At 71.9% G+C, this 13472-nt stretch carries 11 protein-coding genes, 1 tRNA gene, 1 other RNA gene and 1 pseudogene; 1 reads left to right on the forward strand and 13 read right to left on the reverse strand.

Annotation, left to right across the window (positions count from 1 at the left end; translation table 11 throughout):
- Positions 1–12: 12 nt before the first annotated feature.
- The 5 genes from QF034_RS19250 to ffs all read right to left on the reverse strand — a co-directional run bounded on the left by QF034_RS19250 (position 13) and on the right by ffs (position 7925).
- Positions 13–1488: a N,N-dimethylformamidase beta subunit family domain-containing protein gene (locus tag QF034_RS19250; protein ID WP_307176135.1), complete on the reverse strand. Its 1476-nt coding sequence runs from the start codon at positions 1486–1488 to the stop codon at positions 13–15.
- A 217-nt stretch (positions 1489–1705) separates the two neighbouring features.
- Positions 1706–3556 (reverse strand): hypothetical protein, encoded by a 1851-nt coding sequence (locus tag QF034_RS19255; protein WP_307179919.1) that lies wholly within the window; start codon positions 3554–3556, stop codon positions 1706–1708.
- A gap of 342 nt (positions 3557–3898) precedes the next feature.
- On the reverse strand, positions 3899–5149 hold the full coding sequence (gene purD / locus QF034_RS19260) for a phosphoribosylamine--glycine ligase (RefSeq protein ID WP_307176136.1): 1251 nt from the start codon (positions 5147–5149) through the stop codon (positions 3899–3901).
- 142 nt (positions 5150–5291) lie between these two features.
- Positions 5292–7772: a DNA polymerase III subunit gamma and tau gene (locus tag QF034_RS19265; RefSeq protein WP_307176137.1), complete on the reverse strand. Its 2481-nt coding sequence runs from the start codon at positions 7770–7772 to the stop codon at positions 5292–5294.
- 54 nt (positions 7773–7826) lie between these two features.
- Positions 7827–7925, reverse strand: an RNA gene (ffs, locus tag QF034_RS19270) — signal recognition particle sRNA small type.
- A gap of 72 nt (positions 7926–7997) precedes the next feature.
- On the opposite strand from ffs, the gene QF034_RS19275 reads away from it, so the two are divergent.
- Positions 7998–8085, forward strand: a tRNA-Ser gene (locus QF034_RS19275).
- A 302-nt stretch (positions 8086–8387) separates the two neighbouring features.
- Here the strand turns inward: QF034_RS19275 and QF034_RS19280 are convergent.
- The 8 genes and pseudogenes from QF034_RS19280 to QF034_RS19315 form a co-directional block, all read right to left on the reverse strand.
- Positions 8388–8789, reverse strand: coding sequence for a PIN domain-containing protein (locus QF034_RS19280; RefSeq protein WP_307176138.1), 402 nt, complete (start codon positions 8787–8789; stop codon positions 8388–8390).
- The gene (locus QF034_RS19285) at positions 8786–9034 is read right to left on the reverse strand and encodes a hypothetical protein (protein ID WP_307176139.1); all 249 of its coding nucleotides are present in this window, start codon (positions 9032–9034) and stop codon (positions 8786–8788) included. The genes QF034_RS19280 and QF034_RS19285 overlap by 4 nt, the downstream gene beginning before the upstream one ends.
- Positions 9035–9815: 781 nt before the next feature.
- Positions 9816–10083 (reverse strand): annotated as a pseudogene (locus QF034_RS19290) (DUF4235 domain-containing protein).
- On the reverse strand, positions 10080–10550 hold the full coding sequence (locus QF034_RS19295) for a DUF3618 domain-containing protein (protein WP_307176140.1): 471 nt from the start codon (positions 10548–10550) through the stop codon (positions 10080–10082). The pseudogene QF034_RS19290 and the gene QF034_RS19295 overlap by 4 nt, the downstream one beginning before the upstream one ends.
- Complete coding sequence (locus QF034_RS19300) at positions 10547–10966, reverse strand: phage holin family protein (protein WP_307176141.1); 420 nt, start codon at positions 10964–10966, stop codon at positions 10547–10549. Before QF034_RS19300 ends, QF034_RS19295 begins: the two co-directional genes overlap by 4 nt.
- 149 nt (positions 10967–11115) lie before the next feature.
- On the reverse strand, positions 11116–11655 hold the full coding sequence (locus tag QF034_RS19305; protein ID WP_307176142.1) for a phosphatase PAP2 family protein: 540 nt from the start codon (positions 11653–11655) through the stop codon (positions 11116–11118).
- 140 nt (positions 11656–11795) lie between these two features.
- Positions 11796–12857, reverse strand: a complete 1062-nt coding sequence (locus QF034_RS19310) for a YihY/virulence factor BrkB family protein (protein ID WP_307176143.1) — start codon at positions 12855–12857, stop codon at positions 11796–11798.
- A gap of 174 nt (positions 12858–13031) precedes the next feature.
- Entirely contained in the window at positions 13032–13463 is a 432-nt protein-coding gene (locus tag QF034_RS19315) for an arsenate reductase ArsC (protein ID WP_307176144.1), read from the reverse strand.
- Positions 13464–13472: the final 9 nt, after the last annotated feature.

Below are 13472 nucleotides of genomic sequence, written 5' to 3' on the forward strand. Positions count from 1 at the left end.
ACGGACAGCGGGTCAGTCGCGTTTGCAGATGCGGTCCAAGAGGTTCGCTGTGGCCCGCTGGATGCGGGCGTCGACGTGGCCGGGGCGGTCCAGGGCCGGGGTCCAGGCGAACGTTCCGGATGCGAAGACCCAGGCACCGGATGGCGCGCGGTACAGGGACGTCTCCTGGTGGCGGGCAGTGCCCTCCTTGTCCGTGTACGGCGAGTGGGCGAGCAGCACGCGCTCCTCGTGCTCGGGCAGCGGGGTGCGCGGGAAGTAGCGGTCGGCCTCGCCCGCCACCAGGCCCTCGATCTCGTCCCCCTCGTGTGCCCCGGTCGCCTCCCACAGCCAGTGGCCCGCGTTGCGCACGATCAGGGGGTGGGGCACGGGGACGTGCCCGGCGTACTGGATGCCGATGAGCTGCTGCTCCGCCCGGTCGATCTCCCGCCACAGCACCGGCTTGCCCGGGCCCCTGCGTTTGCGGCAGGTCAGCAGGCGGTCGGGGACGCCGGACGGGGAGGGGCCCAGTTCCACCTGCCAGTACATCGAGTTGGCGGAGAGGAAGACGAGCGAGGTGCCGGCGTCGCGGGCGCGCTCCACGGCCCTGCGCATCGCGGCCGACCAGTACTCGTCGTGGCCCGGGAAGACCAGGCCGCGGTAGCGGGTGGGGTCGACACGGCCCGCGTGCAGGTCGCCGGCGGTGGCGTAGGCGACGTCGTAGCCGTAGCGCTCGGCCCAGCGGATGAAGTCGTAGGCGTGCCCGACGTGCAGGGGCAGGCCCGCGCCCGCGTACGGGCGGTCGAAGGAGACCGTGGTGGCGGCCTCGGACTCGCCCAGCAGACGGCCCTGCTCGTCCCAGGCGTGGTAGAGGCTGGCGCCGGTTCGGCCGTCCTCCGGGTAGAGGTTGTACGCCTGCCAGGTGATGTCGGGCAGGACGAGGAGCAGGTCGGCGGGCTGGTCGTGGCGGACCGTGAACGGGACGTGGGAGCGGTAGCCGTCGGCGGTGGTGAGGACGGCGACGTACGCGCCGATGTTCCAGTACGACGGGATCTGGAGCCGCCAGGAGAGCCACCAGTGGTGGCAGGAGACCGTGCGGTCCGCCGTGAGCGGCGGGGACTGCACGATGCCGGACAGGCGCGGGCTGGTGGTGATCTTCGCGGCGCCGTCACCGCCGTAGTGGCCGATGCGGTAGATGTCGACGCCGAACTCCTGGGGCGGGTCGACAGTGATGTGGAAGTCGATGGCCTCGCCGGGCGCGACCGCGCCGGTGGAGGTGAAGCCCTTGATCTGGCAGTGGACGTCGTCGGCCGCGCGGGGGCCGCTCGAGCGGCTGCCCTTCTTCGGGGCCTGGGCCGGGTCCTGGTCCACGTACCAGGGGACGACCTGGCCGCTGTCGTCGAAGTACGTCACGTTTCCGCGCAGCCACGGAACGGGGCCCTGCCCGAAGGGATCCGTCACGGCGTGCGCCAGCGCTCCCGACTCCCAGCGGCGGATCTGCTCCGAGCCCATGGTTGCTTCCCCTCCCCTTCGCCCCCGTGGCTGTGCGTGCGGTGTGGTGCGCTGCGACCTGTGTGGTTCCTTCGTGCCTATGTGTTTGTCGTATGTCGCAAGCCCTTGCCATGTGCGCGAACGGTCCAAGCACATCACATAATGCGCGCACTTCGTTACTGTTCGTTTCGAATTGGCCAGAATCGGAAGCGGGTGCTCCGGAAGTCGGTCCGGTGGATCAGCCGAGCCGGACCGGCTTCTCGGGCCGTATCCCCAGCTCGGCCAGCCAGGCCCGCAGGGGCGTGGAGTCGCCGTCCTCGATCAGAGTGAGGACCTTGGGAGCCAGGTCGGCGGTGCGCTCGCCGTTGTGGAGGAGGGTCGGGCCGTCCAGCCAGTCGAGGCCCGGTGTCGCGCCCGCGGTGTCCATCGCGGCGCAGCAGATCATCGCCGTGAGGTGGTCGGCGAGCAGTTCACGGGCCGTGCGCGGGGGCTGGAGGGGGAAGAGGGGGAGGGCCCGGTCGTCCCAGAGGGCTGCGGGGTCCGGGGTGGGCGGGGGGCTGGTGGGCGGCGGCGGGGCCGTGGCCGCCCCGGTCGCGGGGGTGGTGGCCGAGGGGGTGGCGGTCGGTGTGGCGGTGGCCGAGGCGGCGGTGGTCGGCAGGGTTGGCGTCGCGGTGGCCTCCTCGCGGGACAGTTCGGCTCTGAGGCGGGCGGCGAGGGTGGCGCTGCGGGGAGTCGTGCCGGAGAGGTCCTCTTCGTCGTCCGGGGGCGGCTCGGGGCTCCGGGGGCCGAAGGGGCGCTCTCCGGTCTCTCCTGCCTGGTCCGTCAGGTGATCGAGGACGCGGGACAGCGTCGGGCCGCCGGTGTTCGGGGCCGGGCTGCCCGGGGCCGGGCGGACGCCCATGGCGTCCAGGACCCGGTGGAGCCGGGCCGCGTCGACGCGCCACTTGCGGTCCACGACCTCCTCCGGATACTCGCTCCAGCCCACCGGCGACCAGCCGGGACCGGGACCCGCCGGGCCGCCGTGGAAGAGGCGGGCGGCGAGGAGGGAGGCGGCCTCGTCGACCGCGCCCGGCTCCTCCAGCAGATCGCAGGCGGGCCGCTCACCGAGACGGGACGCGAAGCCCTCGGCCAGGCGGTCGCGCCGGGACAGCTCCGTGAGCGCCGCGACCACTCCGGCGTCCAGCCGGGACGGCCAGCGGCCCATCCGCCAGGCGGGCAACGCGACCCGGGTCAGCAGCCGGTCCCAGCCCGCGTACGCCAGGCCCACCTGCTCCTGGGCGACGATCCGCAGCCCGTAATCCACAGCCTGTGCACGCTCCGCGGCCGCGGCCGCCACGCCCCGCTCCATCTCGGCGGCATGCACACGGCAACTGCGCAACAGCAGCCGGGCCACCCAGCCGACACCGGCCAGCACGGCCCGCGACACCGGCCGGCGCTCCGGCGCCGAGGCCACGGCCACCGCGGCGTCCAGCCCTCGGACGAAGCGCCGGGCGGCGGCTATGTCCGGATGCGCCGAGGGGCCCGTACCGGCGACGACCGGGGCGATGACCGCGCGCAGCTCGCCGACCCGCATCCACCACAGGAAGGGGGAGCCGATGACGAGGACCGGCGCGACCGGGTGCCGGCGGTGCGGGTGTCGGTCGCTGCCCGCTATGTCGTCGTGCTCCTCGGCGGGGGGCGGACCGTGGGCCCGGTGGGTGCGGTCCTCCAGCCAGCTGTCGCAGTCCGGTGTGAGCGCTATGGCGGAGGGCGCGGGGACGTCGAGGCGGTCGGCGAGATCGCGCACCATCCGGTAGAGGTCGGGGGCCGACTCCTCGGCGATCGGGATGGTCGGGCTCATGGCGGGCCGGGCCCGGGCGACGACCAGGGCGACACCGGCGGCGGCGAGCAGCACGAGGACCGCCAGCGGCGTGAGGATCCAGCGGGCGGCGCCCCAGCCGGGGCCGACGAGTCGGCCGGTGGCGGCGCCCGCGAGCAGGATCACGGCGACGGCGGCGGGCAGCAGGGCGACGGCCAGCGCGCGGCTGCGGATGCGCAGCACGACCAGTGCTCGTGCCCGCGCGGCCTGCGCGCCTGCCTCCACACCCATTCCGGTCACGACCGACCTCACCCCCTCCCCGTTGACCTGACGCTTTCCTTGCTCACTCCCCCACTGTGGCACCCGCCACTGACATCGCAATGCCGGTGGGCCATGTGCCGGAACGCTTGCGCCGCACCCTAGTTGGGGCTCCACCCCCCGTCAGCCGGATAGGACATCGGTCACTCGATGGAATGGCTTTGGGGAAAGGTGGATGACGGACAGCGAGGATCAGGCCCCGCATACCGAAAACTTCAGGCCCCGGATCCTGAGACGGATCCGGGGCCTGTGGGGTTCATCGAGAGGGGCGGTTTCCCACGTTGGTGTGACGCAGGGTTCCGGTGTTGACCGTCGTTACGCGCCGGCGGCCGTCGCGGCGATGTCCGTGCGGTGCTGGGAGCCGTCGAGGCGGATGCGGCCGACGGCCGTGTAGGCGCGGTCGCGGGCCTCGGCGAGGTCCTTGCCGGTGGCCGTGACGGACAGGACGCGGCCGCCCGCGCTGACGATCGCGTCACCGTCACGCTTGGTGCCGGCGTGCAGCACGTACGCGTGCGGGGCGTCCTGGGCGGCGACCTCGTCGAGACCGGTGATCGGGTCGCCGGTGCGCGGGGTGCCGGGGTAGTTGTGCGAGGCGACGACCACGGTCACGGCCGCGTCGTCGCTCCAGCGCAGCGGCTCCAGGTGGGCGAGGTTGCCGGTGGCCGCGGCCATCAGGAGACCGGCCAGCGGCGTCTTCAGCCGGGCCAGCACGACCTGGGTCTCGGGGTCGCCGAAGCGGGCGTTGAACTCGATCACGCGCACGCCGCGGGAGGTGATCGCGAGACCGGCGTAGAGCAGCCCGGAGAACGGCGTACCGCGGCGCTTCATCTCGTCCACGGTCGGCTGGAGGACGGTCTGCATCACCTCGTCGACCAGCTTCGGGTCGGCCCACGGCAGCGGGGAGTACGCCCCCATGCCGCCGGTGTTCGGGCCCTCGTCGCCGTCCAGGGCGCGCTTGAAGTCCTGGGCGGGCTGGAGCGGCACGACCGTCTCGCCGTCAGTGACGGCGAACAGGGAGACCTCGGGGCCGTCGAGGTACTCCTCGATGACCACGCGCTCGCAGGCGGCGGCGTGCGCCCTGGCGGTCTCGATGTCGCCGGTGACGACGACGCCCTTGCCGGCGGCGAGCCCGTCGTCCTTGACCACGTACGGAGCGCCGAAGGCGTCGAGGGCCGTGTCGACCTCCTCGGAGGTCGTGCAGACGTACGACCGTGCCGTGGGCACCTCGGCCGAGGCCATGACGTCCTTCGCGAAGGCCTTGGAGCCCTCGAGCCGAGCGGCCTGCCCGGACGGGCCGAAGACCGGGATGCCGGCCTCGCGGACGGCGTCGGCGACACCGGCGACCAGCGGCGCCTCCGGGCCGACGACCACGAGGTCCGCGCCGAGCCGCTTGGCCAGCTCGGTGACGGCCGTGCCGTCCAGGGCGTCGACCTGGTGCAGCTCGGCGACCTCGGCGATGCCGGCGTTGCCGGGGGCGCAGTGCAGCGCGGTGACGTCGGGGTCGTGGGACAGGGAGTGGCACAGGGCGTGTTCGCGGGCGCCGCTGCCGATGACGAGGACCTTCACGGGGGTCAGCCTAACGGGAGGTGGCCGGTTCCCTTTGTGCGGGCTTCCGAAGGGGGTGGGGATCTTGGCTTGGAGGTTCCTCTGAACCGGGCTCCCCGGGCTGGTCGCCCGGGGCGCGTGCACCGGCCGAGCTTGTCAGCCCCTAGGGCTCGTTCGAGAACTCCTCCACCACCGTCGCCCCCAGCTCCCGGACGATCAGCTCCTGGCCGGAGAGGGCCGACTCGTCGAGGTCGGGATCGTCGTCCTCGGGGATGTCGTCCTCGACGGAGACGGACCGGGGCGCCGGGGCTGAGGGCTGGGGTACGGGAGCGGTGGGTGCCGGGGCCGGAGTGGAGCCGCGGGTGGGTGCGCTCGACTGCTGGGCCGGGGCGGACGGGGCCGTCGACTGGGACGGGGCGGGGCGCTGGGCGGTCGCCGTACCGCCGCCGCTGCCGGTGCCGTAGCCGCCGCCTCCGCTGCTTGTGTTGGAACCGCCACCGCCGTAGCCACCGGTGCCGCCGCCGTGACCGCCCTGGCCGCCTCCGAACCCGGACGGGCCGCCCGGGGCCTGCGGTGCGGAACCGCCGGACGGGTCGACGATCGCCTCGATCTTCCACTGGACGTTGAACTGCTCGCCCAGCGCCTGCCGCAGCACGTCCTCGCTGCCGCTGCTCAGGAAGTTGTCGCGCGCGCCGGCGTTGACGAAGCCGAGCTGGAGCGTGGTGCCGTCGAAGCCGGCCACCTGGGCGTTCTGGCTGAGCAGGATCCAGGTGAAGCGACGGCGGTTCTTGACGGCTTCCAGGATGTTCGGCCAGAGCATGCGGGGGTCGAGACCGCCGGGTGCCGGGGCGGGTGCGGCCGGTGCAGGGGCCGAGGGCGCCGGCGGGGGGCTGCTGGGTGCGGGCGCGCTCGGGGCGGGGGTGCTCGCCGCCGGGGGGTTCGACGCGGGTGTGGGTGCGGATGTGGATGCGGGCGCGGGTGCGCCCGAGGCGGCCGTGGGCCAGCCGCCCGGGCGACGGCCGCTGCCGGCGGAGGCCGCGGTGGGCCAGGCACCGGGGGCCGGGGCGGAGGCGGCTGCGGGGGCGTTGGAGGGAGCGGGAGCCTGGGCGGGCGGTGTCTGGGGCGGCTGGGAAGGCTGGACCTGGGCGGACTGAGCGTGTGCAGGCTGGGCGTGCCCGCCGTCGGCCGGGCCGGTGGGCGCGGGCTCGCTGGGAGCGGGCGTATCCGAAACCGGCGGCTGCTGCGCTTCCTGGCCCGCCGCAGCGGGGGCATGCGCATGCCCGCCGACAGCGGCAGCATGACCGCCGCTGCCACCACCGGGGCCACCCGGCGCTCCGGAGGCGCGGACCGCCGCCCGGGCCGCGGCCGGACCGCCGCCCGGCGGAACGGGAGCAGCCGCCGGAGCGGCCGCCGCTGCCCCATGCCCCTCGGGCCCTGGCGCGTACCCCATGGCGGGCATGCCGGCGGGGCCCTGGGAGGAGAAGTTCACGCCGCGCTCGATGCGGTCCAGTCGGGCCATGACGGACCGCTCGTCCCCGTAGGCCGCGGGAAGCAGCACGCGGGCGCAGATCAGCTCCAGCTGGAGACGGGGCGAGTGGGCGCCGCGCATCTCGGTCAGGCCCTCGTTGACGAGGTCGGCGGCCCGGCCCAGCTCGGCGGCGCCGAAGGTGCCGGCCTGGGCCTGCATACGCTCGACGACGTCGGCGGGGGCGTCGATGAGCCCCTTCTCGGCCGCGTCCGGGACGGCGGCGAGGATCACCAGGTCACGCAGCCGCTCCAGCAGGTCGGCGACGAACCGACGGGGATCGTTCCCGCCCTCGATGACACGGTCGACCACCTCGAAGGCCGCGGCCCCGTCACCGGTGGCGAAGGCCTCGACGACGGAGTCGAGGAGGGAGCCGTCGGTGTATCCGAGCAGGGCGGTCGCCATGGCGTACGTCACACCGTCCTCGGCGGCGCCGGCCAGCAGCTGGTCCATGACGGACATGGAGTCACGCACGGATCCGCCACCGGCGCGCACGACGAGCGGGAGGACGCCGTCCTCGACCGGGATGGCCTCCTTCTGGCACACCTCGGCGAGGTACTCCCGCAGGGTCCCGGGCGGGACGAGCCGGAACGGGTAGTGATGGGTCCGCGACCGGATGGTCCCGATGACCTTCTCGGGCTCGGTGGTGGCGAAGATGAACTTGAGATGCTCCGGCGGCTCCTCGACGACCTTCAGCAGCGCGTTGAAGCCGGCCGACGTGACCATGTGGGCCTCGTCGATGATGTAGATCTTGTACCGGCTGCGGGCGGGCCCGAAGAAGGCCTTCTCGCGCAGGTCACGGGCGTCGTCCACGCCTCCGTGGGAAGCGGCGTCGATCTCGATGACGTCGATGGAACCGGGGCCGTTGCGCGCGAGGTCCTGGCACGACTGGCACTCACCGCACGGTGTGGGCGTGGGGCCCTGCTCGCAGTTCAGACACCGCGCCAGGATGCGCGCACTGGTCGTCTTGCCACAGCCGCGCGGCCCGCTGAACAGGTAGGCGTGGTTGACCCGGTTGTTGCGCAGCGCCTGCTGCAACGGGTCGGTGACGTGCTGCTGCCCGATGACCTCGGCGAAGGTCTCCGGGCGATAGCGGCGGTACAGAGCGAGAGACGACACGCATACGAGGTTATAGGCGCCCACTGACAACGGACCCCGCCCCAGGAGCCCCGGAACGCAAACGCCCCCCACGCACCCGCCAGAGCCAACCTACCCTTGCTGCCTTCCGGCCCTGGGGGAGTTCAGTCAGATAGCGCCGCGTGAGGGGCTGCGCCAAGGCTACCTGATGTCCGGGGCAGGGAACGAGTTCGCGAGCACTCCTCTCGGTCATGTAATGTTTCCGGCGGAGGATTCGCCTAGAGGCCTAGGGCGCACGCTTGGAAAGCGTGTTGGGGGCAACCCCTCACGAGTTCGAATCTCGTATCCTCCGCCAGTGCCTCACCGGGCACGATGTCGAAGGGCCCCACCGCTTGCGGTGGGGCCCTTCGGCGTTGTCCGTCTCACGCTCCAGATGTTCCGGCTCCAGGCGGTCGAGCTTGTGGGCGCCGAGGCCGGGGACCCCTCACGCCCTGAGCTGCCAGCAGGCGTTGCGCCCTGAGCAGCTTTGACACCGAACGCGGTCATACCCCCGCATCCGTCGATGCCTTATTCACCCATCGCGGGCTGACCTGCGGCAACTCTGGTTCTCGGCGGATCCACACGGATCTGTCCATGGTCCCGGGACGAATGTCGCGGTCATAGCCCGATCATCCGGACCTTGCTGCCGCACAGCCGGGTCATGTCATCGACGTCCGACGTGAGGACGGCGACCGGGCCAGGCTGACGCAAGGCCGCTTCCGCGACGGTGGCGTCGATCGCGTACTTGTGTCCGTGCAGACCGGCGCCCTTGAGCAGTTGGGCCGCCGCCTTGGCCGCTGCCTCCGTGACCGGCTCCACCTTGACCCGGGAGAGCGCCCATTGCAGTCGGGGCAGGTGCACCCTGGCGTGGCTCACCTCCACGATGGTGTTGGCGCTGACGACAAGGTCCGCTCCCATGTCGTGGAGCACCTGGAACATCGCCAGAACCTTCCGGTCCTGCGCCATCCAGGCCGACAGCCCCTCGCTGTCCAGGACGACGGTCTCAATGTGCCCGCTCACGCGGCGCTCGCGCCACCGGCGGCCTGCGTCGTACCGGAGATCCGCGCCCGCGCCTCGGCCAGCTCTTCCTCACTGAAGGCCCCGTGCTCGTCTGTGTGGCTGCGCAGGTCGGCCCCCAGGAGCTGGTGCCGGATCTGCCTGGCGACCGCTTCGGCCACGTAGCCGGAGATGTTGTCCGTGATCTTCTTCAACTCCGCCACCTGCTCGGTGGGGAGCGTCACCGTGATGCGTGTGGTGTCAGCCATAGCGGCAAGCATACTGCGGTATGCGCGCTACGTGCTCTCTGTTTCCCGCAGTAGATCCGGTCAGCGGCAGCCGGGGCGACTGTCCGTTCGAGCAGGGGCTCAGCTGGGCCGTTGTGCGACGTGCCAGTGCAGCGGGCCCAGTAGCGGTACGCCTTGATCCATTGCGAGCCCTCGGGGGCGGGTGCCAGCGGCAGGTCCAGAATTCCGATGTCCTGTCGGACCGGCCCCCGGGCGCAGCGTGCGACCACACGTCCCTCCTCGGCCAGATCGACACCGACCACGCTCACGTCGGCGCCGAGAACCGTCGTGGCGAACGGCACGGCAAGGCTCTCCTCGTGCAACCCACGCTGCTCCTCTTCCGTGGTTGCAGTTCTGGTTGCATCCACCGGCGTACAGCACCGTTCAGAACCCCCGCCCGGACCAGCTGCACCGCAGGTCAAGACGTTGCCGCCCACCGTTCGCGGTGGGGCCCTTCGTCGTGCGTGGTCTCAGTTGCGTGCGCTGGGAGCCGGGATGCAGCATCTGAGGCTGCCGTTCCGTTACGCGGCCCGGCTGGGCGGCGAGCCAAGACGGGTCTGCGGCGGCAGGGACTGCGAGCGGATGCGTCGGCTGCGTCGCTTGCTGGGAGTCGCCCACCAGCGCGCCAGCAGGACGACGCCCGTGAGGGCTGCCGCGGTGAGTGCAAGAGGGGGGTGCGCCGTCACCGTGTGCCCTTCGTCCAGGAGGGCCGACCGCCCGTCGGCCCTCCTGGTCGAGGTTGTGGCGGACGTCGACGAGGGGGTCAGCCGGGCCAGGTGCCTGTCAGTCGGCGGGTGGCGGCGGCGCCGCCGCGGTCGACGGCGGCTTTGACGCCGGCGAAGATCGCGCCCTGTAGTACGACTGCCGACACGACCTCGCGCCAGGTGCGCTCCTCGTCGGTGGCATCAGGGGCGTCCTCGTCGTGCCCGAGTTTCTTCCAGACCTGTTTGAACACCCCCGCCGGCCAGCACACCGCTGATGGCGCCCAGAGCCAGGCCGACCGGCTTGTAGGCGATCTTCGAGGCTTTCATCGCCGCCTCCTGGCCCGACGTACGAGCAGCAGCGCGATGAACGCGCCCGCTGCGGCGAAGAGCGGCGTGCGGTTGTCCCGTGCCATCCGCATGCCCTGGTCGGCCTTCTCGCGCACCGGCTCCGGAGCCTTCTCACGAGCCAGCTCTCCGACGTGCACGGCCTTGTCGCGGACCTGCCCGGTGGCCGTGGCGGCCTTGGCGCGCACCGGCTCGGGGGTCCTGTCCTGCACGATGTGGGCGGCGTGCGTCGCCTTGTCCCGCAGCTGGGTCCTGACCTGTGTGGTCTTCTCGGCGACCTGCTGCTTGACGGCCGTCGTCCTCTCGTGGGCACGGGTCTTCACGTCGGTCTTGGCCGCGAGCGCCTCGACGGTCTCGCCGAGTTCCTCGCGGGTCGCCTCGACCTCCTCGCGCAGTTCCTCCGGGGAAGGCGCTGCCTCATCGCCCGTGTGCGGCTTGTCCTGGGTCATCGCTGTGCCCTCTCCTTGATCTCGGCTGCATCGGCCTTGACGCTGTCCACCGTCCGCTCCGGCGTCGGCGGGGACCCCTTGCTGAACTGCTGCTTGCCCAGGGCAGCCATCAGCGCGGTGACGGCGGCCAGGACGCCGGTGACGATCAGCGCCGCCACCCACACGTCCATCGCCAGGGACAGCGCGGCGATCACGGTGGCCACGAGGGCCTGCAAGGTGAGTACGCCCACCAGGCCGGCGCCGCCGAACAGCCCGCCGCCCTTGCCGAACCGCTTGCCCTTCTCGGTCATCTCCGCCTGCGCCAGGCGCATCTCGTCACGGACCAGCTGTGACAGCTGCTGCGACGCCTGCTGGACCAGTTCCCCCACCGGTTCCTGCGCTCCGCCGCCGGTGCGGGGGGAGCCGTCTGCTGTCATGAGTGCTCACCTGTCCTTCGTCGGCGTTGCCTGGGATGCGTGGTGGCGTACGCCGGTGACTTGCCTGTTGATGAGATGACGAAGCAGCGATCTCTCTGAGACCGGGTGCCCGAGTACCCCTGGCCCCTGCAAGGACGCATCACCGATTCTCAGAAAACCCCTCGCCGCACCAGGCGCGGCGCGGCCCGCACCAGGGCGGCAGCGGCCAGCCCGATCACGCCGCCGGCAGCCACGTCAGAGGGGTAGTGCGCACCGCTGTGCACCCGCTGCGCGGCCACCGTCACAGCCGACATCCCACACGCGACGCCGAAGGCCGGCCACACCGGCGCTACGGCCCCTGTGAAGGCGACAGCGGCAGCGGTGTGCCCCGAGGGAAAGGAGGAGCTGTCCGGACGGTCTCGGAGGTCCTCCGGCGGCACCCATTGCTGTGGCGGGCGCCGCCGCCGGTACAGCTGCTTGACGACCCCGCTGGACAGCACCTCAGCCGTCACCATGGCCGTCACCCCGGCCACAGCGGCCGTGCGACCGCGCCACCCGCCTGCGGCGGCCATCGCCCCGGCCGCCGCCCACCACAGTTTCGTGTGCTCGGCCGCCTCCTCCACCGCGGGCGCGGCCCGCCGCAGCCAGCGCGGCCCCCACGCGATCGACCGTCTGGCCAGCCGGCGATCCCCGTCTCGCAGATCCGCCATCGTTCCCACGACCAGCCGACTTCCCGTCCAGAGCCCCTTCACACCGGCACCGTGACCGACTCGACCGCCTGGCCGCCGGTCGCTGTGGACAGCCCAGGGGGAGACTCAGGAAAGCGGCCTGCGGCGAGGAGCCTGCCGCCTCAGGACTCGTGGCGGCGGCGGTCCTCCTCGTCCCACTTCCGGGTGTCGCGTGGCTGGACGTACGGCTCATCGTCAGCCGGGTGCCCGCCCGCAACAGCCCGCTGGCGGAGCATCTCCGCGTCGAACTCCAGGCCGAGCAGGATCGCCAGGTTCGTGATCCACAGCCACACCAGGAAAATGATCACACCGGCGAGAGCCCCGTACGTCTTGTTGTACGAGCCGAAGTTCGCCACGTACAGCGCGAACCCGGCCGAGGCGATCATCCAGATCACCAGGGCCAGGAAACTGCCCGGGGTGATCCAGCGGAAGCCGCGCACCCGCGCGTTCGGCGTCGCCCAGTACAGGATCGCGATCATGACCGTGACGAGGACCGCAAGCACCGGCCACTTGGCGATCGACCACACGGTCAGCCCCGTGTCACCGACCCCCAGCGCGGTGCCCACCTCCCGCGCCAGACCGCCGGTGAACACGACGATCAGGGCGCTGATCACGGCCATGATCATCAGCGCCACGGTCACACCGACCCGGACCGGCAGCACCTTCCACACCGGACGGCCCTCGGGGACGTCGTAGACCGCGTTCGCGCTCCTGATGAACGCGGCGACATAGCCGGACGCCGACCACACCGCGAGCACCAGACCCACGATCGCCATGACCGAGCCGATCCCGCCCTTGCCCTGCATCTGCTGCACCGCGTTGCGCAGGACGTCCTGGGCCGCGCCCGGGGCGAGCTTCTGGATGTTGTCCAGCACCTGCTGAGTCGCGCTCTGGCCGACGATACCCAGCAGCGAGATCAGCGCCAGCAGGGCAGGGAACAGCGCCAGGATCCCGTAGTACGTCAGCGCTGCCGCCCGGTCGGTCAGCTCATCCTTCTTGAACTCCTTCAGGGTGCCTTTCAGTACCGTCCCCCAGGAGCCCTTGGGCAGGTCCGTCGGACTGTCCGGCGCCTGCCGCTCCACCTGCTCGTTCGGCCCGGCATTCGGTGCACGCACGGTCTCGGCCTTCTGACCAGCCGCGACGTGCCCGCCGTGCCTTCCATGCCGTTTCAACGTCCGTACCATTTCGGACGAGTATCCGCCTAGAGCCCACCCATACCCGCATTAGCGTCATATCAGGCAATCTTCCCGCCTTGTCAGCCAGGTGCTTCCGCATCGGAACGCGCACCTCAGCCCCCGTCAATGTGACCCGCAAGTGGACGGGCGCGGAGCTGCGCGGACGGCTCGACGTGTGTGGCCTCAGTTGCCGTTCGGGGGCCGGGGCCCGGCGTCGATCTCGGCGATCAACGCCTCGATACGCGTCCTGATCTCGTCGCGGATGGGGCGGACGGCCTCGACTCCCTTGCCCGCCGGGTCCTCCAGGGCCCAGTCGAGGTACGTCTTGCCGGGGAAGACCGGGCAGGCGTCGCCGCAGCCCATCGTGATGACGTAGTCGGACGCCTGGACGGCCTCGGTGGTGAGGATCTTCGGTTTGGCGTCGGCGATGTCGATGCCGATCTCCCGCATGGCCTCGACCGCGGCGGGGTTGACCCGGTCGCCCGGGGCGGAGCCGGCGGAGCGGACCTCGATCCGGTCGCCCGCGAGGTGGTGGAGGAAGCCGGCGGCCATCTGGGAACGTCCGGCGTTGTGGACGCAGACGAACAGTACGGAGGCGAGCGGGCTGGAGGACATTCGGTTCTT

Source organism: Streptomyces africanus, from assembly GCF_030816955.1.
GTDB lineage: Bacteria > Actinomycetota > Actinomycetes > Streptomycetales > Streptomycetaceae > Streptomyces > Streptomyces africanus.

What these genes read in the sequence shown, in the direction of transcription:
- QF034_RS19250 (WP_307176135.1), bottom strand. Translation starts at nt 1,488, where the DNA reads ATGGGCTCGGAGCAGATCCGCCGCTGGGAGTCGGGAGCGCTGGCGCAC.
- QF034_RS19255 (WP_307179919.1), bottom strand. Translation starts at nt 3,556, where the DNA reads ATGGGTGTGGAGGCAGGCGCGCAGGCCGCGCGGGCACGAGCACTGGTC.
- QF034_RS19285 (WP_307176139.1), bottom strand. Translation starts at nt 9,034, where the DNA reads ATGGCTGACACCACACGCATCACGGTGACGCTCCCCACCGAGCAGGTG.
- QF034_RS19295 (WP_307176140.1), bottom strand. Translation starts at nt 10,550, where the DNA reads ATGACCCAGGACAAGCCGCACACGGGCGATGAGGCAGCGCCTTCCCCG.
- QF034_RS19300 (WP_307176141.1), bottom strand. Translation starts at nt 10,966, where the DNA reads ATGACAGCAGACGGCTCCCCCCGCACCGGCGGCGGAGCGCAGGAACCG.
- QF034_RS19305 (WP_307176142.1), bottom strand. Translation starts at nt 11,655, where the DNA reads ATGGCGGATCTGCGAGACGGGGATCGCCGGCTGGCCAGACGGTCGATC.
- QF034_RS19310 (WP_307176143.1), bottom strand. Translation starts at nt 12,857, where the DNA reads ATGGTACGGACGTTGAAACGGCATGGAAGGCACGGCGGGCACGTCGCG.
- QF034_RS19315 (WP_307176144.1), bottom strand. Translation starts at nt 13,463, where the DNA reads ATGTCCTCCAGCCCGCTCGCCTCCGTACTGTTCGTCTGCGTCCACAAC.